The 21,205-nt window shown below is 71.2% G+C and carries 20 protein-coding genes and 1 other RNA gene; 13 read left to right on the top strand and 8 right to left on the bottom strand.

Annotated features, from left to right (window positions below):
- Positions 1 to 247 precede the first annotated feature (247 nt).
- The 3 genes from P3L51_RS10270 (at position 248) to P3L51_RS10260 (ending at position 2,992) form a co-directional block, all read left to right on the top strand.
- On the top strand, positions 248 to 1,096 hold the full coding sequence (locus P3L51_RS10270) for a helix-turn-helix domain-containing protein (RefSeq protein WP_354604805.1): 849 nt from the start codon (positions 248 to 250) through the stop codon (positions 1,094 to 1,096).
- 9 nt (positions 1,097 to 1,105) lie between these two features.
- Positions 1,106 to 1,297: a hypothetical protein gene (locus tag P3L51_RS10265; protein WP_354604804.1), complete on the top strand. Its 192-nt coding sequence runs from the start codon at positions 1,106 to 1,108 to the stop codon at positions 1,295 to 1,297.
- Positions 1,298 to 1,375: 78 nt separating this feature from the next.
- Complete coding sequence (locus tag P3L51_RS10260) at positions 1,376 to 2,992, top strand: serine/threonine-protein kinase (protein ID WP_354604803.1); 1,617 nt, start codon at positions 1,376 to 1,378, stop codon at positions 2,990 to 2,992.
- Positions 2,993 to 3,017: 25 nt separating this feature from the next.
- Here the strand turns inward: P3L51_RS10260 and P3L51_RS10255 are convergent, their stop codons facing one another.
- Together P3L51_RS10255 and rnpB are read right to left on the bottom strand one after the other, a co-directional pair.
- Positions 3,018 to 5,135: an AIPR family protein gene (locus P3L51_RS10255; RefSeq protein ID WP_354604802.1), complete on the bottom strand. Its 2,118-nt coding sequence runs from the start codon at positions 5,133 to 5,135 to the stop codon at positions 3,018 to 3,020.
- A gap of 332 nt (positions 5,136 to 5,467) precedes the next feature.
- Positions 5,468 to 5,869, bottom strand: an RNA gene (gene rnpB, locus P3L51_RS10250) — RNase P RNA component class A.
- Between the two features lie 97 nt (positions 5,870 to 5,966).
- On the opposite strand from rnpB, the gene P3L51_RS10245 reads away from it, so the two are divergent.
- From P3L51_RS10245 to eda, 4 genes are all read left to right on the top strand, one after another.
- Complete coding sequence (locus P3L51_RS10245) at positions 5,967 to 6,713, top strand: MerR family transcriptional regulator (protein ID WP_354604801.1); 747 nt, start codon at positions 5,967 to 5,969, stop codon at positions 6,711 to 6,713.
- On the top strand, positions 6,710 to 7,624 hold the full coding sequence (locus P3L51_RS10240; RefSeq protein WP_354604800.1) for a hypothetical protein: 915 nt from the start codon (positions 6,710 to 6,712) through the stop codon (positions 7,622 to 7,624). Before P3L51_RS10245 ends, P3L51_RS10240 begins: the two co-directional genes overlap by 4 nt.
- A gap of 11 nt (positions 7,625 to 7,635) precedes the next feature.
- Positions 7,636 to 8,436, top strand: a complete 801-nt coding sequence (gene yaaA, locus P3L51_RS10235) for a peroxide stress protein YaaA (protein ID WP_354604799.1) — start codon at positions 7,636 to 7,638, stop codon at positions 8,434 to 8,436.
- Positions 8,437 to 8,513: 77 nt separating this feature from the next.
- A complete protein-coding gene (eda, locus tag P3L51_RS10230) occupies positions 8,514 to 9,128 on the top strand; it encodes a bifunctional 4-hydroxy-2-oxoglutarate aldolase/2-dehydro-3-deoxy-phosphogluconate aldolase (RefSeq protein WP_354604825.1) in 615 nt (204 codons plus the stop codon).
- 67 nt (positions 9,129 to 9,195) lie between these two features.
- Here eda and P3L51_RS10225 read toward each other — a convergent pair whose 3' ends face one another.
- The 5 genes from P3L51_RS10225 to P3L51_RS10205 form a co-directional block, all read right to left on the bottom strand.
- The gene (locus P3L51_RS10225) at positions 9,196 to 10,053 is read right to left on the bottom strand and encodes a GNAT family N-acetyltransferase (protein WP_354604798.1); all 858 of its coding nucleotides are present in this window, start codon (positions 10,051 to 10,053) and stop codon (positions 9,196 to 9,198) included.
- Positions 10,054 to 10,065: 12 nt separating this feature from the next.
- Positions 10,066 to 11,316: a bifunctional RNase H/acid phosphatase gene (locus tag P3L51_RS10220; RefSeq protein WP_354604797.1), complete on the bottom strand. Its 1,251-nt coding sequence runs from the start codon at positions 11,314 to 11,316 to the stop codon at positions 10,066 to 10,068.
- On the bottom strand, positions 11,317 to 12,060 hold the full coding sequence (locus P3L51_RS10215) for a zinc ribbon domain-containing protein (protein WP_354604824.1): 744 nt from the start codon (positions 12,058 to 12,060) through the stop codon (positions 11,317 to 11,319).
- A complete protein-coding gene (locus tag P3L51_RS10210) occupies positions 12,057 to 12,893 on the bottom strand; it encodes a Nif3-like dinuclear metal center hexameric protein (protein ID WP_354604796.1) in 837 nt (278 codons plus the stop codon). The genes P3L51_RS10215 and P3L51_RS10210 overlap by 4 nt, the downstream gene beginning before the upstream one ends.
- Before the next feature lie 78 nt (positions 12,894 to 12,971).
- Entirely contained in the window at positions 12,972 to 14,003 is a 1,032-nt protein-coding gene (locus tag P3L51_RS10205) for an ABC transporter substrate-binding protein (protein ID WP_354604795.1), read from the bottom strand.
- A gap of 362 nt (positions 14,004 to 14,365) precedes the next feature.
- On the opposite strand from P3L51_RS10205, the gene P3L51_RS10200 reads away from it, so the two are divergent.
- The 6 genes from P3L51_RS10200 (at position 14,366) to P3L51_RS10175 (ending at position 19,508) form a co-directional block, all read left to right on the top strand.
- Complete coding sequence (locus P3L51_RS10200) at positions 14,366 to 15,610, top strand: hypothetical protein (RefSeq protein ID WP_354604794.1); 1,245 nt, start codon at positions 14,366 to 14,368, stop codon at positions 15,608 to 15,610.
- A 115-nt stretch (positions 15,611 to 15,725) separates the two neighbouring features.
- Entirely contained in the window at positions 15,726 to 15,896 is a 171-nt protein-coding gene (locus P3L51_RS10195; RefSeq protein WP_354604793.1) for a hypothetical protein, read from the top strand.
- 120 nt (positions 15,897 to 16,016) lie between these two features.
- Positions 16,017 to 16,961 (top strand): ABC transporter ATP-binding protein, encoded by a 945-nt coding sequence (locus tag P3L51_RS10190; protein ID WP_354604792.1) that lies wholly within the window; start codon positions 16,017 to 16,019, stop codon positions 16,959 to 16,961.
- A complete protein-coding gene (locus tag P3L51_RS10185; RefSeq protein ID WP_354604791.1) occupies positions 16,961 to 17,686 on the top strand; it encodes an ABC transporter permease in 726 nt (241 codons plus the stop codon). The genes P3L51_RS10190 and P3L51_RS10185 overlap by 1 nt, the downstream gene beginning before the upstream one ends.
- Entirely contained in the window at positions 17,683 to 18,906 is a 1,224-nt protein-coding gene (locus P3L51_RS10180; protein ID WP_354604790.1) for a sensor histidine kinase, read from the top strand. Before P3L51_RS10185 ends, P3L51_RS10180 begins: the two co-directional genes overlap by 4 nt.
- Positions 18,903 to 19,508 (top strand): response regulator, encoded by a 606-nt coding sequence (locus tag P3L51_RS10175; protein WP_354604789.1) that lies wholly within the window; start codon positions 18,903 to 18,905, stop codon positions 19,506 to 19,508. Before P3L51_RS10180 ends, P3L51_RS10175 begins: the two co-directional genes overlap by 4 nt.
- 22 nt (positions 19,509 to 19,530) lie before the next feature.
- On the opposite strand, the gene P3L51_RS10170 is transcribed toward P3L51_RS10175, so the two are convergent.
- The gene (locus tag P3L51_RS10170) at positions 19,531 to 20,991 is read right to left on the bottom strand and encodes an MFS transporter (RefSeq protein ID WP_354604788.1); all 1,461 of its coding nucleotides are present in this window, start codon (positions 20,989 to 20,991) and stop codon (positions 19,531 to 19,533) included.
- Between the last annotated feature and the right edge of the window lie 214 nt (positions 20,992 to 21,205).

Here is a 21,205-nt window from a genome sequence, read left to right as displayed (position 1 = left end):
CTCCACTAGTGTGTGAGGGTTTTGGGATCGCCGGTGGCCTACCGCCCTGGTCGCGGGCGCACCGGTCCCAGGGCGGACGGGCATGCTCGCGCGGTGCGCTTCCGGCACTGCGGTGTGTAGCTTGCGCGATACCGACAGTAGAGCAGTGCGTGGTAAATTTTCCACGCACTCGGATAAATTCACCACCACGAGGTGGGGGCCGCTTCAGCGTACGAACACGCGAACCCACTGGACGGAAGGGAATTCCATGCCTCCGAGGACGACTCCCACGGAACGGCAAAGGCGTCTGGGGAGTGAGCTTCGGCGCATCCGTACAGCAGCAGGCAAGTCAGCGGAATTCGCGGCGGGCCTGCTGGGCGTGGACCGAGGGAAGATCTCCAACATCGAGTCGGGAGTGCGAGGCATCAGTGCGGACCGCCTGCGGACGCTGGCCTGCAACTGCGACGTGACCGACGATGCCTACGTCGACGCGCTCGTCGACATGGCGGAACCAAAATCAGGCTGGTGGGAACGCTACCGAGGCACACTGCCTCAAGGCCTTCTGGACATCGCGGAAGCCGAGAGCGGTGCCGTACGCATGCGTGGCGCCAACACCGTGCACGTACCGGGCGTGCTCCAGATCTCGGAGCAGGCCATGGCCATCTTCCGCTCCGCCGTCCCTCCTCTGCCGGAGCACGAGGTCGCCCTACGCCTCGCGCTGCGCTCGGAACGCCAGCAGGTGATCACCGGCGATGACGCGATCTCGTACACCGCTGTCATCCACGAAGCGGCTCTTCGGATGCAGTTCGGCGGCACCGAGGTGGCCCGCGCCCAGTTGGTGCGCCTGTTGGAGGTATCCGACCGGGACAATGTGACTGTGCTGGTCGTGCCTTTCGCCCACGGCGCCTTTCCGGGAGCCGGGCAGACAGTCGTCTACCTGGAAGGACCTGTACCACAACTCGATACAGTCCAAGTGGACAGCTCGCACGGACCTGCTTTCCTGCACGCCGAGGGGCAGGTGGCGAAATACAGGGCACAGCTCGATCTGTTGGAGAATCTGGCGCTGCCACCAGGGCAGTCCCGAGACTTCATTCGTGAACTCGCGCGCCAACTGTGAGGACCACCCATGCCCGACATCACCTGGGAAAGTCCCTTCTGCGCCGAAGGCAGCTCCTGCTTCCGCATCGGCACCGACTCCGACGGCAACGGCTACATAGCCCTCAACGGCCAGGAAGAGCGCTACCTCACCGACTCCCTCGAAGCCCTCCGCACCCTCATCACCGACATCAAGGCCGGCAAGGCCGACCACCTGCTGTAACCCTGCCGCGCGCCACGCCAGTAGGTACCGTGTACCGCGATCGGCTGACGTGACATCAGGACGACGGGGGCGCGAGGCGTGGCGCAGGCACGGAGGATCGGCGAGCAGGGCCGCTACGAGCTGATCGAGGAGATCGAGTCCGGCGGTATGGGCACGGTCTGGCGGGGTTACGACGCCGTGCTCGACCGGGAGATCGCGGTCAAGCTCATCCGGCCCGATGTCGTCGTATCGCCCGCGCAGGCGGAGGAGTTCGCCCGCCGCTTCGAACGCGAGGCGCGTGTCACCGCCCGGATCGGGCATCACGGGGTGCCGCAGGTGTTCGACGCGGTGCTGGACGAGGCGTCGTACGACCGGCTGTATCTGGTGATGGAGTACGTGCGCGGGGTCTCCCTGCGCACGGTGCTGGCCAACGCGGAAGACGGAGCGGCGGCGCTGCTGCCGGTGACCTGGGCCGCGTCGATCGCGGCCCAGATCTGCACGGTCCTGTCGTACGCGCACGCCATCCCAGTCGTGCATCGCGACCTGAAACCGGACAACCTCTTGATCGCCGCTGACGGCACGGTCAAGGTACTGGATTTCGGCATCGCGAAACTGATGCGCACGGATGTCACGCGGCTCACCGCGACCAACGGCTTCATCGGTAGCCGCCACTACATGTCACCCGAGCAGATCGACAACGCGCAGATCACCCCACTCAGCGACCTGTATGCCCTCGGCTGCGTGCTGCACGAACTCCTGTCCGGGCAAACGGTCTTCAGCAGCGACAGCGAGTACCAACTCCTCCAACAGCACATGGATGAGGTGCCGACTCCGCTGCGTTCCCTCCGACCCGAGGTACCGGAAGCTCTGGAGGCACTGGTCCTGGACCTGCTGGCCAAGGTCCCCGAACACCGTCCGGCCGACGCGTACGCGGTGTACGAGCGCCTGTCGCCCTTCCTGCCGCCACCGGGATCGGCAGCCGAACGCGTGGCCCTCAGCCACGGCGGCTCCCCATCTGAAGCTCCCGACCCGACGTTGGTCTACCGGCAGCCGAACGCACCCTTGCGGCGTACCACACCGCCCGCACCCCCGATCGAGCAGAAGCCTCCCGTGCCGATGCCGGCGCGCGTCGACACCGCACTGCGGGATGCGATCCGGGAGGCCTACGCCCGGTCTGCGGATCTTGCCGAGAGCGGGCGGTTCGCCCAGGCCGCAGACGTACTCAAGGCGGCGATCGCCACGGCGGCCACCGCTCTCGGCGCACACAACTCGCGTGTGCTCGGTCTGCGGCGGCAGCGCGCGGCGATTCTCATGGCAGGCGGGGATTACCGGCGGGCCCTGCCGGAGTTCGACACGCTGGCAGCCGTCTACGCCCGTACAGCGGGACCGGCCGACGAAAATACGCTGGAGTGCCGTCGGCATGCCGCCCACTGCCGGGCCAACCTCGGTCAGGCCACGATCGCCCTGCGTGAATTCCAGGAGGTCCTGGAAGTCGTGTCCGACGCGGCCGGGGACGCCTCCGAAACCGCGCTCGACCTGCGCCGCAGCATCGGCGTACTACTCTTCTCCGACGGACGCCGTGCCGAGGCGGAGGGAGTCCTCGACGCCCTCCACGAGGACATGTGTGTCCTCCTGGGCGAGGAGGACGAGGAGACCCGCGAGATCACCGACCTCCTCGCCCGGCTACGAGGTCCGGAAGGAACGCCCGCTCAGTGACCTGGCGGAAGCGGGGCGCACCCCGTCAGGCTTCCTCCTCGGAGTCGGCCTCGGCCTCGTCGTTGTGGATGCGCTGGGCAAGATCCCAGAGGCTCAGCCCGTCCGACCGGAACCAGCGAGCTGTTCCCTGGTTGGACACGGGGCGCTCGTCCCAGTCGGCGTCCGCCCACATCTTGGATACCATCCCGGTGGGCGAGTACCGCTGCTCGTCGTACGCCCACAGGATCGGCTTCGTCCGGTGATTGGCCCAGGTCGCCTGGCGCCGCCTTTCGTCCCCGGCAAGCCACGCTTCCATGGCGTCGCGCTCGGAGTCGCTCTGTGCCCTGTACACGAGGGGAGCTCCATCCTCGATGACACGGCGGTCGACCAGGAGCGGCACGGTGTTCGGGCGACGCGTCTTGCGGACCTTGGCGGGAGGCTTGGGAACAGCGACGCCATTGGTCAGGTCGGCGAGGACATGCTTCGCAAGGTCCCGGCATGTCTCCGCGGTCTGGAAGGCAGTCCTGATCTGGGGCCGCGGCCCGTAACGGGTGACGACATGGTGCGTCAGCCGACGCACCATGTCGGGGACGAGGGCGGTAATTTTCTCCAGGACCTCGCTGTCCCAGTCGAAGTCGGGGTCATCGATGCTCGTGCCGCCGAGATACTGGAAGAGCAGGTGAGTGACGAGAAGGCCACCGTGTTCCGCCGTCGCCGCTTCGCGGCTGTTCTGACCACTGCCCACCTCGTAGACCGCACTCCGTGCCGCGCGGAGCGTGAGCACGGAACGCCACACCCTATGAGGTGAGGGTTCGCGTGTGAACAGCAGCGTGTGGGTGCCCTTGGGTCCTTGTTCCCAGAGGTTCTCTGTAGAGCTGGCAGCCCGTGCGGACTGTTCCGCATCCTCGTGCAGACACGCAAGGGCGAGTGCGAGTTCGTCCAGCGAACAGCCGGTCTCGGGGGCCACAGGCTCACCGCCGCGCTTGATCACGTAGTGCTTGCGCATCTCGGCACGGAGGTTGGCCTTGATCGCCTGATGCACAGGTTCCAGCGCGATGTGATCGCGCTGTCCGATGGCGTTCTGCCGGTTGGCCGCCTGCGAGACCTGGACACCGAACTCCCGGTCCTCCTGCGTGTTGATCACCTTGATGTTCAGGGTGGCGTTGGCCGCTGCCTCACCGTCGTCGTGCATGGCACGGGCGACAGCCCGGACCGTCTGCGCGCCGTTCACAATGCTCGCCCCCGACACGGAAAGCGTGGTCGGCCTGCTCTGCGGTGACTTGGCGCTGTCGTGCTTGGCCGTGAGCGAGGTGCAGATCATGGTGATGCCGTTGTTCAGATGCCAGAACCGCGTGGGATCGGACGTAAGGGTCTGGCCGATCTCCGCATTCGTGACGGTGGTCCCGAGCGGGGCCCGGAGATTCTGCTCGAACAGAGCGGTGCCGTGCTCCTCGTACCATTCGGCGACAGTCTCGGCGGCTACCGTGCCCTGGAAAGCCTCGAGCGGCCCCCTCTGCTGGTACCACTCGTCGAGGCGTACGTCCAGACAGATCGGCTCCGGCCGGAGATCCGCGTGGATCTGGTCATGAAAGTCGGCTGCGTACAGCACTTCGACGCTCATACGGGCGCCGTGCTTGTTGAACTCGTCGAGAGCGTTGTCGAGAACTTCGAGTGCGGGCGGAGAGGGTTTCGCCGTACCCATCAGCGCGATGACAAGGATCGTTTTGGCGTTGACGATGAGCGGCCTGGCCTCCAGGGCAAGTTCGCCGGCACGCTGGTTGAACTGGTCGTACAGCTCGTTCTCGATCCGGTTCAGGCCGTCGACCATCGCCTTGGCGGCGTCCACGTCGAAGGTCGCCGTGCCCTTGTCGCTCCACTTCGCCTGAACGAGCAGCACTTGACCCTGATCCGGCAACGGGGCAATGGCGTCCAGCCCCTGGTCCGCGATGCCGTCGGTCACGAACCGGGCCGCCTCGGCCACGCTGCACTTGGCTACTCGGCGTACCGCGAGGGCGGCGAGAGCACGGGACAGAAAGCGCTGTTCGTAGTTGCCCCCGCGGAAGTGGGCGATGTCGCTGTCGTCTATCACCCCGTGGAAGTTCTCACGCAGTTGCTCGCGCACCTGCGTGACCTGACGAGGTGTGTCCGCCCCCGGGGTAACCATGGTGACTGCCTTCCCACTGATGGTGTTTTGCTTGACGGCTGTTGGGCCCGCGCTACGGTCCGAAGGTGCCGCCCCGCTGCCGGAGGGCGAAGTCCGCGACGTACTGCGCCGGCCGTATCATTCCGGGCCCGGCCGGAAACTGGAGCAGGACGCACAATACCCAGGCTCGGCGCAACTCGGCTAAATCCATTGGTTTTTGCCCGGTTCGTCGGAGATCCAGACCGACGGAACCACTGATTGCGGGGGGGCATACGCGCCCTTGATCTCTCCGGACAACGCATCGCCTGGGTTGAGGCTCGCCGAAGCGCTCGGATAATGCGGGCCCTTGGCGGCAGACGAGTCGGGCTCTACGCCGGATTCTGTCGCCCGGTCGCCTCGCGGCGGCCGGGGAGACGGCCATCCATCTAGGACCGACGTTGCCGTCGGCCTCCTGCGGTCTACCCGCGGACTCGGGCGGGCAGCCCTCGAACGTCCGCGCAGGGCCGTCTCGCGACGGCCCCTCTTGACCTTGCTCCAAGTGGGGTTTACCTAGCCGCCTGAGTCACCTCAGGCGCTGGTGGTCTCTTACACCACCGTTTCACCCTTACCCGGCACCTGAGCGCCGGGCGGTCTCTTTTCTGTGGCACTGTCCCGCGGGTCACCCCGGGTGGGCGTTACCCACCACCTTGCCCTGTGGAGTCCGGACGTTCCTCGGGAAGATCCGGAGATCCTCACGCGGCCGTCCGCCCGGCTCGTCTGCCGTGATCGTCATGGTACCCGCCCGGCGGGTCACCCGGGCGCCCGGCCGATCCTCCTTGACCTTGCCGCAGCGTCAGGGTTTCTACTGGGCTCATGCGAATCGGAGAGATCGCCGCACTCGTGGGGGTCACCTCGCGGGCGGTGCGGCACTACCACCACCTGGGGCTGCTGCCGGAGCCCGAGCGCCGGTCCAACGGCTACCGCGTCTACACCGTGCGGGACGCCGTCCTCCTCGCCCGCATCCGCCGGCTCTCGGAGCTCGGGCTCAGCCTGGACGAGGTACGGGACGTGCTCGCCGACGACGCCGGGCGGGAGCTGGTGGAGGTGCTGGGTGAGCTGGACGCCGATCTGGCGCGGCAGGAGGAGGAGATCCGGACCAGGCGGCGCAGGCTCGCCGAGCTGATGGCGGGGACGCTGCCTCCCGAGGGGCCGGTGTCGCCCGCGCTGGCGCGATTGCTGGGGGCCATGCCGGAGACCACCTCGGCGATGGCGGCCAAGGACCGCGAACTCCTCACGCTGCTCGACACGGTCGGCGGCGACGAGATCGTCTACGACGCCCTGCTCCCCCTGACACACGACCCGGACGTCCTGGCGCTCTACGAACGCCTCGACGACCTCGCCGACGCGGCGACCGGCGACCCCCGCGTCGGACCGCTGGCCCAGGCGCTGGCGGCCGTCATCCCGGCGGAGGTGCTGGCCAAGCTGGCGAAGGCGGACAGTCCCGCGCTGGAGGGGTTCGGCGACGCGTTCCTCGCCGATTTCGCCCCCGCCCAGGCCGAGGTCGCGCGACAGGTGATGGCAGAACTCGCGAAGAGGATGGACGGGGAGGGACTGGGATGAACAAGGTCCTGTGGGTGATGGTGCCGGCCGAGATCGCGCTGGTCGTGTGTCTGCTGGCGGGCGTGGACGTCCCGGCGCCGGTCGTCCGGACCGCCGAGGCCGTCGTGCTCACCCTCGTGGCGATCGAGGCCGTGCTGGTGCGGCGGCTCTACAAGGCCGCCCGCCTGGCCGGAGCCGGGCGCCGGGACGCCCTCGCGCGTGCCGTGGAGGCCGCCGTACCGGCCACCGCGCGCCGACTGCTCGTCAACGAGGCGCGGGGCCTGACCAGCCTCGTACGGTGGGTGGCCCGGCGTACGCACGGTGTACGCGAGGGCGATCTCGCCGCCCCGTACACCGGCCCGCAGACGGCGATGATGTACGGCTTCCTCTTCGTGTCCGTCGTCGAGACCGTGGCGCTGGCGATCCTCATCCCCTGGCCGCTGGTGCACCTGATCATGCTGGTGCTGGACGTGTACGGCGTGCTGATGCTGCTCGCCCTGCACGCGAGCTGCGTCACCCGGCCTCATGTCGTGGGCGCCGACGGGTCGCTCCGGGTGCGCTGGGGCTCGCTGTTCGACATGCCGATCGGGAGCGGTCAGATCGCGTCGGTACGTGTCGAACGCCGTTACCCGGACGGGTCGTTGATCAAGATCGACGAGCCCGGCGGGACGCTCGACCTGATCGTGGGCGGCCAGACGACCGTTCGGGTGGAGCTGACGGAGCCGGTGGAGTTCGTACGGCCGATGGGCGGACGCGGTACGGCGACGGTGGTCCGCTTCCACGCGGACGACCCGGCGGCGCTGGTGGCCGGGCCAGCTCAGGAAGGCGCTCGCCGAGGCACCGGACGTGACCGCCGACGAGGACGGGATCACCAGCGGCGTCGCTTAACCTGGGCGGCCGGGGGCCGCACCCCCCGGTCCGTACGTCCTTGAGGAGAACCACCGTGCTCGTGCTGCTGCCACCGTCGGAAGGCAAGGCCGCTTCCGGCCGCGGGGCTCCGCTGAAGCCGGAATCACTGTCCCTGCCCGGACTGGCCGAGGCACGGGCCGCCGTGCTGGACGAGCTGGTCGAGCTGTGCGCCGCCGACGAGGAGAAGGCCGCGGAGGTCCTGGGCCTGAGCGAGGGCCTGCGCGGGGAGATCGCCAAGAACGTGGAGCTGCGGACCGCGGGGACACGGCCCGCCGGGGACATCTACACCGGCGTCCTGTACGACGCGCTCGACCTCGCCACGCTGGACACCGCCGCTCGGCGGCGCGCCGGGAAGTCGCTGCTGGTCTTCTCCGGGCTGTGGGGCGCGGTACGTATCGGCGACCGGATCCCGTCGTACCGCTGCTCGATGGGCGTGAAGCTGCCGGGCGTCGGGGCGCTGAGCGCCCACTGGCGGAAGGCGATGGCCTCGGTGCTGCCCGAGGTGGCGGGTGACGGGCTCGTACTGGATCTGCGCTCGTCGTCGTACGCGCCGGCCTGGAAGCCGGCGGGCGATGTCGCGGCCCGTACGGCGACGGTGCGGGTCCTGCACGCGCAGTTCGTGGACGGTGTCGAGAAGCGGTCGGTGGTCAGTCACTTCAACAAGGCCACGAAGGGGCGGCTGGTCCGGGACCTGCTCCTGGCCGGTGCCCGGCCGAAGAAGCCCGGGCAACTCGTGGAGACGCTGCGCGAGTTGGGGTACGTGGTGGAGGTCGCGGCGCCCGGCGGGGCCGGGCAGTCGTGGTCGCTGGACGTGGTGGTGTCGGAGATCCACTGAGTGGCCTCACCGGGCGACCGTTGCGCAGGGCGCAACGACCGTTGCGAGGAGCGTGGGTGGCGCGGCAGGATGGCGGCATGACCTCCGTGCTCGACCTCGCCCCCGTTGTCCCTGTCGTCGTCGTGGACGATGTCGCCGACGCCGTCCCGCTGGCCCGCGCCCTCGTGGCCGGCGGGCTGCCCGCGATCGAGGTGACGCTGCGCACCCCGGTCGCGCTGGACGCGATCCGGGCGATCGCCGCGGAGGTGCCGGACGCGGTGGTGGGCGCCGGGACGGTCATCTCGCCGCGGTCGGTCACGGACTCGGTGACGGCCGGGGCGCGCTTCCTGGTCAGCCCCGGCTGGACGGACACGCTGCTGGAGGCGATGCGGACGTCCGGGGTGCCGTTCCTGCCGGGCGTCTCGACGACGTCGGAGGTCGTGGCGCTGCTGGAGCGCGGCGTGAGGGAGATGAAGTTCTTCCCGGCGGAGGCGGCGGGCGGCACGGCGTACCTCAAGGCCCTGTCGGGCCCGCTGCCGCAGGCGCGGTTCTGCCCGACGGGCGGGATCTCCCTGGCGTCGGCCGGGTCGTATCTGGCGCTGGCGAACGTGGGCTGCGTGGGCGGCTCCTGGATGCTGCCGGCGGACGCGATCACAACGAAGGACTGGTCCCGGGTGGAGAAACTGGCCCGCGAGGCGGCGGCCCTGCGCTGACGCGCGGCCTGCCCCGGGCGGGGCCGTCCCGGTCCGGACGTACATCGCCCGGGAACGACCGTCGCCGCTACTCGAAGGTCAGTACCTGACTGTCCGTCACCGGGCGGTATCCCAGCCGCCGGTAGAGCGCGTTGCTCGTCGGGTTCGCCAAGTCCGCGTAGAGCACGACCTGTTCGGCCCCGGCGTCCAGCGTCGCCCGGCCGGCCGCCGCCGTGACCGCGCCCCCGTAACCGCGGCCGCGCAGCCGGAGCGGCGTGTAGACGGGTGACACCCGCGCCTGGCCCGCGATGATCGGGGAGACCGAGGCCATCGCCACCGGTGCGCCCGCGACGTCCCACAGCCACAGCCGACCGGTGGCGATGCGCTCCGCCGTGGCCCGGGTGTGGTCCCCGCCCGGCTGACCCGTGTCGGCGGCGAAGGCGCTCATCCACTCGGCGAGAAGCGGCAGGTCCCCCTCGGCGGCGAGCCGGGCCCGGCCGGCGGGGGTGGGGTCCGGTGGCGTCTGTGCGCCCAGCCGGAACAGTCGTACGCGGGCCGAGACCCGCCAGCCGCAGGACCCTCCGGTCCACTCGGCGGCGAACGCCTCCGCGCACGCGCTCTCGCCCTGCACGGAGGTCAACGACGGTTCGACGGCACGGAGTTCGGGAACGAGTTCGCGCGCCGCCCGGTCCGGCATCGGACCGAGCAGCGGGCGCAGCGGTGGCCTCTGGACGAAGGCGGCGGAGACCGGGGCGCCGTCGCGCGCCCGCCAGTAGCCGAACCGCGCGGGCGTCGCGGCCCCGTTGGCGCGGATCGACTCGCGGATCGACTCACGGATCGACTCGCTGATCGTCAGCAGCAGCGTCGAACGGGCGGCGTCCCGCGCGAGGCACGGACCGGCCGCCGTACGGAACTCCTCGACGTCCTCGGTCAGTCGCCAGCCCATGCCGCGCCCCGCTCAGCGCAGATGCGACGTGTCGTTCAGCAGCCGCAACGACGCGTTGCCGTCCGCGTAGTAGGCGACCGCCGAAAGCGACGCCGCCGAAAGCTCCATCCGGAACAGGGATTCCGGCGGTGCTCCCAGCGCCAGTCTGACCAGGGTCTTCACCGGCGTCACATGGGTGACGACCAGCACCGTACGTCCCGGGTGCCGCGTGAGCAGCGTGTCCCGGGTGGCGGCGACCCGCGTCGCGACCGAGTTGAAGCTCTCGCCGCCGCCCGTCGGCGCCACGTCGGGCGAGGCCAGCCAGGCGCTGAGATCGTCCGCGTACCGCTCCCTGACCTCGGTGAAGGTCATCCCTTCCCAGGCGCCGAAGTCCGTCTCGCGCAGCCCCTCCTCGACGCTCACCTCCAGGCCGAGCCGGGTGGCGACGGCGCCGGCCGTCTCGCGGCAGCGCAGCAGCGGCGAGGAGACGACGGCCTGGATCGTGCCGCGCGCGGCGAGCGCCGCCGCGACGGCGTCGGCCTGCCTGCGGCCGACCGCCGACAGCTCCGGGTCACCGCCACCGCTGCCCGAGAAGCGCTTCTCGGGGGTGAGGGCGGTCTCGCCGTGCCGCAGCAGGACGAACGTGGCGGGCGTACCGAGGTCGGCGGAGCCCCATCCGACGGACGGCGCGGCCTGCTCGGGGACGACGGCGGACAGCTCGTACGAGGCGGCCAGCGCCGCGCGCGCCTTGGCCGCGCCGGCCGCCGCGTCCCCCGGCGGCCCGGCCGGGGCGGCAGCGGCGGCCGACTGCCCGGAGCTACGCCGCGCACCCGCGTCCAGCTCCGCCGTGGACCGCGACGGCTCCCACCGCTTGCCCTTCTTGCCCGCGTCCATCGCCTCGTTGGCGAGCCGGTCGGCGTGCTTGTTCTTCTCGCGCGGGATCCACTCGTAGCGGACCTGCCCCGCGGGAAGGACCCGCGCGGCCTCGGCGGCCAGCGGCTTCATGTCCGGGTGCTTGATCTTCCAGCGGCCCGACATCTGCTCCACGACGAGCTTGGAGTCCATCCGCACGTGCACGTCCGCGGCCGGGTCGAGCGTCTTCGCCGCCTTCAGCCCGGCGATCAGCCCCTTGTACTCGGCGACGTTGTTCGTCGCGACGCCGATGTACTCGGCGGCCTCGGCGAGCGTCTCACCGGTCACCGCGTCGATGACGACGGCGCCGTAACCCGCCGGGCCGGGGTTGCCCCGCGACCCGCCGTCCGCCTCGACGACGAATTTCGGCATCTACAGACCCGATTCGGAGGTACGGACGAGGATGCGGCGGCAGTTCTCGCACCGCAGGACGGTGCTGGGGCTCGCCGCCTTGACCTCGTTGACCTCGGTGATGTTGAGCTCCAGCCGGCAGCCCTCGCAGCGGCGCTGGTAGAGGCGGGCCGCGCCCACGCCGCCCTGCTGCACGCGCAGCTTCTCGTACAGCTTGAGGAGGTCGGCGGGGATCGTCGCCGAGACCGTTCCGCGCTCCTTGGCCGCCGTCGTCTCCTCGGTGCCGAGCGTCCCGGCGGCGATGTCGCGGCGCGCGACCGCGTCGTCCGCCTTGGCCTGGACCGAGGAGACCCGCTCCGTCAGCTCGGCGGCACGTTCCTGTGCGGCCTCGCGGCGCTCCATGACTTCGAGGACGACGTCCTCCAGGTCACCCTGGCGCTTGGCGAGCGAGACGATCTCACGCTGGAGGCTTTCGAGGTCCTTGGGCGAGGACACGGCGCCCGAGTCGAGGCGCTGCTGGTCGCGTACGGCGCGCTGGCGGACCTGGTCGACGTCCTGCTCCGCCTTCGTCTGCTCGCGCGCGGTGTCGCTCTCCTCGGTCTGCGAGGCGACCAGCAGGTCGCGCAGCTGGGTGAGGTCCTTGGTCAGCGACTCGATCTCGGCGTGCTCGGGCAGCGACTCGCGCCGGTGGGCGATCTGCTGGAGTCGCGTGTCGAGGGCCTGGACGTCGAGGAGTCGGATCTGGTCGGCGGGGTCGGCGTTCAGTTGGGGGCTCCTGAGGAATGGTGGGAGGACCAGGGGTCGGTGACCGTCTTCGAGACGTGGACCCGCAGGTCCCAGCCGTGGCGGTCGGAAATCTCGTCGAGCTGGGTGGCCGCCAGTTCGCACCAGGGCCACTCGGTGGCCCAGTGCGCGGCGTCGACCAGTGCCAGCGGTGAGTGCTGGGTGGCCTCGGAGACCGGGTGGTGGCGCAGGTCGGCGGTGAGGAAGACGTCCACGCCCGCCGCCCGTACCTGGTCGAAGAGGCTGTCGCCGGATCCGCCGCTCACGGCGACGGTACGGACGAGGGCGTCGGGGTCGCCGGCCACGCGGATGCCCTGCGCGGTGGCGGGCAGCCGGTGCGCGGCGCGCGCGGCGAAGTCGCGGAGGGTGGCGGGCCGGTCGAGTTCGCAGATCCGGCCGAGCCCCCGGCGGCCCGCCGGGTCGGTCGGGTCGGGTACGAGGGGGCCCACGACGCGCAGGTCGAGCGCGCCCGCGAGGGCGTCGGAGACTCCCGGATCGGCGCTGTCGGCGTTGGTGTGCGCGACGTGCAGCGCGATGTCGTGCTTGATGAGCGTGTGTACGACGCGGCCCTTGAAGGTGCCCGCGGCGACCGTCGTCGTGCCCCGCAGATAGAGCGGGTGGTGGGTGAGGATCAGGTCCGCGCCCAGCTCCAGGGCCTCGTCCACGACGGACCGGACGGGGTCGACGGCGATGAGGACGCGGGTCACCGGGGCGTCGGGATCGCCGCAGACGGTGCCGACGGCGTCCCACTGTTCGGCCCGCTCGGGCGGCCAGAGGGCGTCGAACTGGGCGAGGACTTCGGACAGGCGGGGCACGGGTCAAAGGCTACCTGCCGACCATGGTGCTCCCACCATGGCCGGTCGACCCCGATGAACCCCGTGCCCCCGCCCGCGTCACTTCGCCAGGTACCCGCGCAGGTCGTCCAGCACCAGCCCGGCGGCGGTGACGCCGAGGCCCAGGTACCAGGTCTCGTCCGGTACGTCCTCGGCCTGCCCTGCACCGACGGCCTTGAGGTTCTTCCAGAGCGGGTTGGAGCGCGCGGTGTCCCGCTTGGTGGCCTTGGGGTCGCCGTACACACCGGTGAAGATCCAGTCGGCGTCCGCCTCGTCGATCTTCTCGGGGCTGACCTCGACGGCGAGATCGTTGATCCGCTGGTTCGCGGGCCTGGGCAGCCCGGCGTCCTCGAGGATCGTGCCGATGAAGGACGCCTTGGCGTAGAGGCGGATCTTGCCCGGCATGTACCGCACCATCGAGACGGTCGGCTTGTCGGCGCCGATGTCGGCGGAGAGGGCCTTGACCTTCGTGTCGTACGCGCCGAGCGCCTTCTCGGCCACCGCGCTCCGGTCGAGCGCCGCCGCGTTGAGCCGGAAGTTCTCCTTCCAGGTGAAGCCGGGGCGGATGGCGAACACGGTGGGGGCGATCGTCGACAGCTCGTCGTACTTGTCGGCGGCGCGGAGCTGGCTGCCGAGGATCAGGTCGGGCTTGAGCGCCGCGATGGCCTCCAGGTTGAGCCCGTTGATGGTGCCGACGTTCTTGGGGCTGCCCGCGCCCTTCTTCAGGTAGGCGGGTATGCCCTCGTCGCCCTCGGTGGGCGCGTAGCCGACCGGTTCGAGACCGAGGGAGACGACGTTGTCGAACTCACCGACGTCGAGCACGACGACGCGCTCGGGACGCGCCTTGAGGACGGTCTCGCCCATGGCGTGGGTGACGGTACGGGGGAACTCGCCCGGCTCGGCTTCGGTGCCGTAGCCCGCGGTCTTCGCCGCCGCGGCCGCGAAGTCCTCGCCGCCCTGCGCGACGGCCTTCTTGTCCGCGCCGGCGGGGGACGACTTCTCGTCCGATCCCCCGTCGCTTCCACAGGCCGCGAGGGAGAGGACGGCGGCGAGGGCCACCAGCGCGGCTGTGCCGCGACGTCTGACGGACATCTGTACTCCAAGAGGTCTTACTTAGGCGTGCCTTACCAACTCCTCAGGAACGTACAGCCCAGGTTCCACTTTGCGGAAACTGACCCCTGATCAGCTCGCCCGGACCGGCTCTCCCTGATCGGCGCGAGGTGCGACGGCCAAGGCTCGGCCGAGGGCTCCGCCGAGTGACGGGTGGCCCGGAGCGACTCCTCCGGCATCCCACCGCCCGCCCGGCGGCGGACCCACGTTCGCCCGGCTCAGCACAGCCGCCCCCTCCCCCTCAGCCGAACCCTCGACCGGCCACCCTTACGTGTGAAGCGGCCGGTCCCGTGTTGTTCGGCAGCGAGTGCGAACCTAGCGTCGTCGCCGGAGGTGACGGAGCGATGACAGCCTGTGTCATTGACAGCGTGGAGAGTACCGGGTCCGCCCCGGCGGACGAGGCCGGGAGGCGGGCGGGGATCGCGATCGCGGCGGACGGTTCGTACGCGGCGCGGCTGACCCTTGGTGGCGACGAGCCTTCCCAGGAGGGCGAGGCGGCGGAGAGCGCGGCCTGGTTCCCCGAGCGGTGGACGCTCGACGGGCCGGAGCCGTACGCCGTACCGCTTCCCCTCGACCAGCCCGAGGAGCCCGACGCCGAGGTGCTGCCGCTGGCCGACGGGCGGGTGCTGATCCACCGGCGGGTGGCGGAGCGGCAGGCGTTCTCGCTGCTCTATCCGACGGGGCCGGTGACGGGTGAGCTGCCGCTGGGCGCGGTCGAGTGCCCCGAGCTGACCCTGCTGCCGCCGTCGCCCGACGGCACGAGCGCCTACGCGCTGGCGCCCGGCGAACACGGCACCACCGTCTGGCTGGTGGCGGGCGGCGCCTTCGGACCGGAACCGGTCGCGACCGTGCGCGGGCGCTGTACGGGCGGGGTCTGGCTCGACCGTACGGGGCGGCTGCTGGCCCTCGACCGCGAACTGGGCGGCGTGGTCAAGGCCGTGGCCGTCGATCTGGAGCGGGGCGGCGAGGTCAGCCCGTTGCTCCAGATCACCGAGGGAAGCAACGACCGGCTGCTGCTGGCCGACGCCGACAGCGGTCTGCTGCTGATCCGTTCGGACGCGCCGGGCCATGACCGGCTCGGCTGGGGCGTGCTGGGCAGCGCGCGGCCGGTGCGCTTCCCGGAGTGCCTGCGGCCGGCGGACCGCGTGGTCACGCCGTTCGCCGTCCAGCCGGGGCAGGTACTGATGCCCGAGAGCTGCGCGGTCGCGCTGCGGATCGACGGACCGGGCGGGACCTGGGTGGGGACATGGCGGCCGTCGGGCCGGCAACTCCATCAACAGGCCGCGCCGGACGGCTGGTTGGCCGGGGCCGGGCTGTGGTCGCGGGACGGGGTGCTCCAACTGCCGTACGCCACGGGCACGATGCCGTGCGGCGTGGCCCGGCTGGAGGTGCCGCGCGACGTACCGCGGGACGTACCGATGGACACCTGGCAGCCCGCACCGCAGGACGTACGGCCCGAATCGCCCACAGAACCCGCACAACCGGAGGCCGCGGAGGGGAATGGGTCCCCGCGCCCGCCAACTCGCCCCGCGTGCAAGCCGGTTCCCTTGCAGCAGGCACCCCTCACCGGGCGTACGGCCGCCGGATAGGGCTGGTTAGAATTTTGGCGCGGGTCCGGCCGGTCGGTACGGGGACGGTCGGCTCCCGTGTGTCACAAGCAGTGACAGCAGCGAATATCAGCGATTCAACGGGGTGACTTCCCACATGTCTGAAAGCCGAACAGACACGGCCCAGAACCGTCCGCACCAGACGGTCGGCGACCGGGACGACAACGGCCACGGAAAACACCGGGGCGGCGCCGCCGCGACGGACGACTCGCAGGCGTCGGCACACGGACGGCACCGCCGTCCCGGCGACAACTCCGAGGCGGCCTAGGGTCGCCGGGCGGGCCGCGTATACGGCCCGCCCGGCGATCCTCGGCAGGACATTTGTCCCGGCCGAGTCCGTACATGCGCATCTGCCGGGGGCCCACCCGCTCTCCGTAGCGTCGTCGGCATGACAGAGACCAGAGCAACAGAGCGCGCGGTGAGCGTCGAAGGAGCCGTCAAGTCCTTCGGCGCCGTACGCGCGGTGGCCGGCGTCGATCTGGACATGGCGCGCGGCGAGACCATCGCCCTCCTCGGCCGCAACGGCGCGGGCAAGTCCACCACCATCAACCTCCTGCTCGGCCTCGACGAGCCCGACAGCGGCCGCGTCCGCCTCTTCGGCGACACCCCCGAGCGCGCGGTGCGGTCGGGCCGGGTCGGCGCGATGCTCCAGGACGGCGGCCCGGTCCGCCGCGCGACGGTGCGCGAACTCGTCTCGTTCGTCGCGAGCACCTACCCGCACCCGCTGCCCGTCCCCGAGGCCCTGCGCCTCGCCGGGCTCACCGAACTCGCCGCCCGCCGCGTCGACAAGCTCTCCGGCGGCCAGTGGCAGCGCGTCCGCTTCGCGGTCGCCCTGGCGGGCAGCCCCGAGCTGATCGTCCTGGACGAGCCGACGGCGGCGCTCGACGTGCGGGCCAGGCGCGCGTTCTGGGCGTCGATGCGGGCCTACGCCCGCCGGGGCAACACCGTCCTGTTCTCCACGCACCACCTGGAGGAGGCCGACGAGAACGCCGACCGGATCGTCGTCATCGACCACGGCCGGATCGTCGCCGACGGCAGCGGCGAGCGCATCAAGAGGACGGTCGGCGGCGGCCATCTCGTCGCCTTCGACCTGGCGGGGCGCGGCACGGCAGGGCTCGGCACACTGCCGGGCGTCGTGTCGGTGGAGGTACGGGGCGACCGGGCCCGGCTGCGTACGGACAACTCCGACGCGACCGTGATGGCGCTGGTCGGCCTCGGCAGGGTCAGGGGCCTGGAGGTCGCCCACGCCACGCTGGAGGACGCGTTCCTCGCGCTCACCGCGCCGCGGGACGCGAAGTTCACCGCTGCCCAGGACGCGAAGGAGACGGTGTGATGCTCGACTACGTCAGGCTCGAAGTGCGGCGCACACTGCGCGACCCGGGATTCGTGGTCTTCAGCGCCGGGATGCCCGTGCTGATGTATCTGCTGTTCACCAACCTCGGCGCCGCTGAGGACGGCGAAGGCGCCTGGAAGACGATCGCCATGGTCGGCATGGCCGCCTACGGCGCGCTCGGCGCCGCCGTCAGCGTCGGCACGGGCATCGCCGAGGACCGCTCGCTCGGCTGGCTGCGCCAGCTGCGCATCACCCCCATGCGGCCCCGCCAGGTCGTACTCGGCCGCGCGGTCACCAGCTCGGTGACCGTCCTGCCCGCGATCCTGGCGGTCCTGACGGCCGGCGCCCTGGCCAACGGTGTACGGCTCGACGCATGGCAGTGGGTGGTGCTGGTCCTGCTGCTGTGGGTGGGCACGCTGCCGTTCACGCTGTTCGGGATCGGCAACGGCTACCGGCTCTCCGCGCAGACCGCAGGGGTGGTCAACGTGGCCGCTCTGATGGGTCTCGCGGTCATCGGCGGGCTCTGGTTCCCGATCGATGCCTTCCCGGGCTGGCTCCGGGCGGTGGCCGGGTACACGCCCGCCCACGGCTTCGCCGAACTCGGCTGGGCGACGACCGAGGGCCACGCCCCCGGAATCCCGGCGGTCGCGGTACTCCTCGGCTGGCTGGCGGCGTTCGGTTCGTACGCTGTGACGTCCTACCGCAAGTCTGCGAGGACGGCATGAGCGACAGAGCGACCAAGGCACGACGCCGGCAACGGCCGGGCCCGGCCTCCGGCTTCGCCATGCTGCCGTGGCTCCTGCTGGGCCTCGGCTCCTTCTCCAACCTCGTGCAGGGCGAGACCCCCAACCCCTGGTTCGGCGCCATCGGTCTGCTGGTCTTCAACTCCCTCTACATCAGCGTGGTGTTCCGGGCCTTCCACCCAATGGCGCGCAACAGTGCGGCCACCTGGTGGTCGCTCGCCGGGATGGCCGTGCTGACGTTCGGCCTCGGCGGCGCCTACGGCGGCAGCTGGCTGCTGTTCTTCCCGCTGTTCGGACTCGCCTGCGGCACGGTGCTGCGTGGCCGGTCCCTCGTCCTGGTCGGCGCGCCGCTGACGGTGGCGGTCGCGGTCGTCGCGGCGCTCCACGACGGCTGGGGCGCGGTCACCATCGCGTACGGCACGGTCATCTCGATGCTGGTCACCGCGGCGATCCTCGCCCTGTCCGAGACGATCGTGGAGCTGCGAGCCACCCGGCAGGAGCTGGCGCGCTCGGCCGTCGAGGAGGAGCGGCTGCGCTTCTCCCGCGACCTGCACGACCTGCTCGGCCACACCCTGTCCGTGATCGTGGTGAAGTCGGAGGCCGCGCGCAGGCTCGCGCCGCGCGACATGGACGCGGCGCTGGAACAGATCACCGACATCGAGTCCGTCGGCCGGCAGGCGCTGACGGAGATCCGCGAGGCCGTCACCGGCTACCGCGACGGCAGCCTGTCCACCGAGCTGGACCGGGCGCGCTCCGCGCTGACCGCCGCCGGGATCGAGCCCGTCGTACGGCAGTCGGGGCCGCCGCTGGGGCCGCGTACGGAGGCGCTGCTCGGCTGGGTCGTACGGGAGGCCGTCACCAACGCCGTACGGCACAGCGGGGCGACCCGGTGCGAGATCACGGTGAACGGCGCGCCGGAACAGGTCCGGCTGGTGATCGCGGACAACGGTCGCGGCGTACGCTCCGGACCGGCCGTCGATACGGGCGGCGGCAGGGAGACGGACAGCAGGGGGACGGGGCTCAAGGGCCTCACCGAGCGGCTGGCCGCGGCGGGCGGCTCACTCGAAGCGGGACCGGCGCCGAGCGGCGGCTTCCGGGTGACGGCCGTGCTCCCGGTGGATCCCGCGACCGACGGACCCACGACGGCAACAGCCTCACCCGCACCGTCACCCTCACTCACGGAATCGGAGCGACCGGCATGATCAGAGTCCTTCTCGCGGAGGACCAGGGCATGATGCGCGGCGCCCTCGCGCTCCTGCTCGGCATGGAGAGGGACATCGAGGTGGTCGCCCAGGTGTCCACCGGGGACGCCATCGTCGCCACCGCGCTCACCGCACGCCCCGACGTGGCGCTCCTCGACATCGAACTCCCCGGCCGCAGCGGTCTGGACGCCGCCGCCGATCTGCGCGACACGCTCCCCGACTGCCGGGTGCTGATCCTCACCACCTTCGGCAGGCCGGGCTATCTGCGCCGGGCCATGGAGGCGGGGGCCGCCGGGTTCCTGGTCAAGGACGGACCGGTGGAGGAGCTGGCCGAGTCGATCCGGCGGGTGCTCTCGGGGCAGACCGTCGTCGATCCGGCGCTGGCCGCCGCCGCGCTCAGCGCGGGGCCGAGCCCGCTGACCGCGCGTGAACGGGACGCGCTGAACGCCTCCGTGGACGGGGCGACGGTCGCCGACATCGCGGCGAGGCTGCATCTGTCCGAGTCGACCGTACGGAACTACCTCTCGTCGGCGATCGGCAAGACCCACACGCGCAACCGCATGGAGGCCGTACGGGCCGCCCGTCAACAGGGCTGGCTCTGACCGCACCCGGCCCGGCGGGGCGTTACGTGTCGGAGTGGCGCGGCAGCCAGAAGAACATCAGCACGGCCGCCACGAGCAGCAGCCCCGAGCCGGTCCTGAAGGCCAGCGCGTACCCCTCGGTGAGCGCGCCGGGCCCGGTCCCGTGCGACGTCCGCGCCGCCGCGACCGTCGAGAGGACCGCGAGGCCGATGGCCCCGCCCATGGTCCGCGAGGTGTTCACCAGGCCGGAGACGAGGCCGGCCTCGCCGGGTGCGGCGCTCCCCGTCGCGAGGGCGGCGAGCGGTGTCATGGCCAGCCCGGCGCCGGCCATCATCAGGATGCCGGGTCCCAGGATCGTCCTGAGGAAGGTGCCGTCGGCGGTCATCATCGACTGCCAGCCGAATCCGGCGGCGCCCACGAGCGCGCCGAGGACCGCGACGTGCCGGGCGCCGACGCGCCGCATCAGCAGGGGCGCCAGTTTGGAGCCGAGCACGACGCTCAGCGAGCTGGGTATGAGCGCGAGGCCCGCTTCGAGGGGGGTGTAGCCGAGGACGTTCTGGGCGTAGACGGTCATGAAGAACCACATCGCGAACGACGCCGAACCGGTCACCAGCATCCCCGCGTTGGCCGCCGACACCGCCCGTACCCGGAAGAGTCTCAACGGCATCAGCGGCACCTTCGTACGCGCCTCCACCACCAGGAAGGCCGCGAGCAGCAGCAGTCCTCCGAGCAGCGGCACGAGTGTCGCCGCGGCGCCCCAGCCGGCCTGCTCGGTCTGCACGATGCCGTAGGCGACGACGGCGAGACCGCCGGTGACGAGTACGGCGCCCGGCAGGTCCAGCCGGCGCCGCGCCTCCGTGGCCCGGCTCTCCGTCAGCCACAGCACGGCGGCGACAAGGACCAGGGCGCCGGCGGGCACGTTGATCAGCAGCACCCAGCGCCAGGACAGCAGGTCGGTGAGGACGCCGCCGACGAGCCCGCCCGCCGCGCCGCCGCCGGCGCCGACGGCCGCCCAGGTGGCTATGGCCCGCGTCCGGGCCGGTCCGGCGGGGACGGCGGCGGTCAGGATGGTGAGGGTCGCGGGGGCCAGTACGGCGGCGCCGAGCCCCTGCACACCACGGGCGGCGAGCAGTTGCCAGCCCTCTTGCGCGAGACCGCCGGCCAGGGACGCGGCGGTGAAGACACCGAGCCCGGCGAGGAACATCCGCTTGCGCCCGAAGATGTCGGCGGCACGGCCACCGAGGAGCATGAACCCGGCGAAGGCGATCGAGTAGGCGTTGAGCACCCACTGGAGCCCGATGGTGCTGAGGCCGAGGTCGGTGCGCATCGACGGCAGGGCGACGTTCACGACCGAGACGTCGAGGACGACGAGGAACTGCCCGGCGCACGCGGCGAGGATGACGGCCCAGGTACGGGTCGACCGCGAGCCGACGGCGCCGTGCTCGGCCCCGGTCCGGGGCCGGGGATCGGTTTCGGGTGCGGTGTCTGCCGGGACGTGGGCCATGGCGGTAATAGTTACACCCCCACCCCTGCCCCGTACATGGGGATATCGTCGTACCCGGCGGGGCCACAGGACCTAGGGCCCGTCCGGGAAGTAGCGCCTGTGCCCGTGCGCGGCGAGCGCCGGGGTCCCCGGTACACGGGGGGGGCAGGAATACCCGGCCACCAGGAAGCGTTCAGCTCCCATCTACTTAGTGGCCTCAAGCACCCTTTTTGAT

It is taken from the genome of Streptomyces panacea (genome assembly GCF_040560175.1).
Classification (GTDB): Bacteria; Actinomycetota; Actinomycetes; order Streptomycetales; family Streptomycetaceae; genus Streptomyces; species Streptomyces panacea.
Note: the sequence above shows the minus strand (reverse complement) of the source record. Positions and strands in the feature narration are given on the sequence as shown.

Excerpts from the sequence above, each read along its gene's own strand:
- P3L51_RS10240 (WP_354604800.1), top strand. The coding sequence starts at position 6,710 with ATGAACAAGGTCCTGTGGGTGATGGTGCCGGCCGAGATCGCGCTGGTC.
- P3L51_RS10190 (WP_354604792.1), top strand. The coding sequence starts at position 16,017 with ATGACAGAGACCAGAGCAACAGAGCGCGCGGTGAGCGTCGAAGGAGCC.
- P3L51_RS10255 (WP_354604802.1), bottom strand. The coding sequence starts at position 5,135 with ATGGTTACCCCGGGGGCGGACACACCTCGTCAGGTCACGCAGGTGCGC.
- P3L51_RS10200 (WP_354604794.1), top strand. The coding sequence starts at position 14,366 with ATGACAGCCTGTGTCATTGACAGCGTGGAGAGTACCGGGTCCGCCCCG.
- P3L51_RS10205 (WP_354604795.1), bottom strand. The coding sequence starts at position 14,003 with ATGTCCGTCAGACGTCGCGGCACAGCCGCGCTGGTGGCCCTCGCCGCC.
- eda (WP_354604825.1), top strand. The coding sequence starts at position 8,514 with ATGACCTCCGTGCTCGACCTCGCCCCCGTTGTCCCTGTCGTCGTCGTG.
- P3L51_RS10195 (WP_354604793.1), top strand. The coding sequence starts at position 15,726 with ATGTCTGAAAGCCGAACAGACACGGCCCAGAACCGTCCGCACCAGACG.
- P3L51_RS10270 (WP_354604805.1), top strand. The coding sequence starts at position 248 with ATGCCTCCGAGGACGACTCCCACGGAACGGCAAAGGCGTCTGGGGAGT.
- P3L51_RS10220 (WP_354604797.1), bottom strand. The coding sequence starts at position 11,316 with ATGCCGAAATTCGTCGTCGAGGCGGACGGCGGGTCGCGGGGCAACCCC.
- P3L51_RS10170 (WP_354604788.1), bottom strand. The coding sequence starts at position 20,991 with ATGGCCCACGTCCCGGCAGACACCGCACCCGAAACCGATCCCCGGCCC.
- P3L51_RS10180 (WP_354604790.1), top strand. The coding sequence starts at position 17,683 with ATGAGCGACAGAGCGACCAAGGCACGACGCCGGCAACGGCCGGGCCCG.
- P3L51_RS10185 (WP_354604791.1), top strand. The coding sequence starts at position 16,961 with ATGCTCGACTACGTCAGGCTCGAAGTGCGGCGCACACTGCGCGACCCG.
- P3L51_RS10175 (WP_354604789.1), top strand. The coding sequence starts at position 18,903 with ATGATCAGAGTCCTTCTCGCGGAGGACCAGGGCATGATGCGCGGCGCC.
- P3L51_RS10265 (WP_354604804.1), top strand. The coding sequence starts at position 1,106 with ATGCCCGACATCACCTGGGAAAGTCCCTTCTGCGCCGAAGGCAGCTCC.
- P3L51_RS10225 (WP_354604798.1), bottom strand. The coding sequence starts at position 10,053 with ATGGGCTGGCGACTGACCGAGGACGTCGAGGAGTTCCGTACGGCGGCC.
- P3L51_RS10245 (WP_354604801.1), top strand. The coding sequence starts at position 5,967 with ATGCGAATCGGAGAGATCGCCGCACTCGTGGGGGTCACCTCGCGGGCG.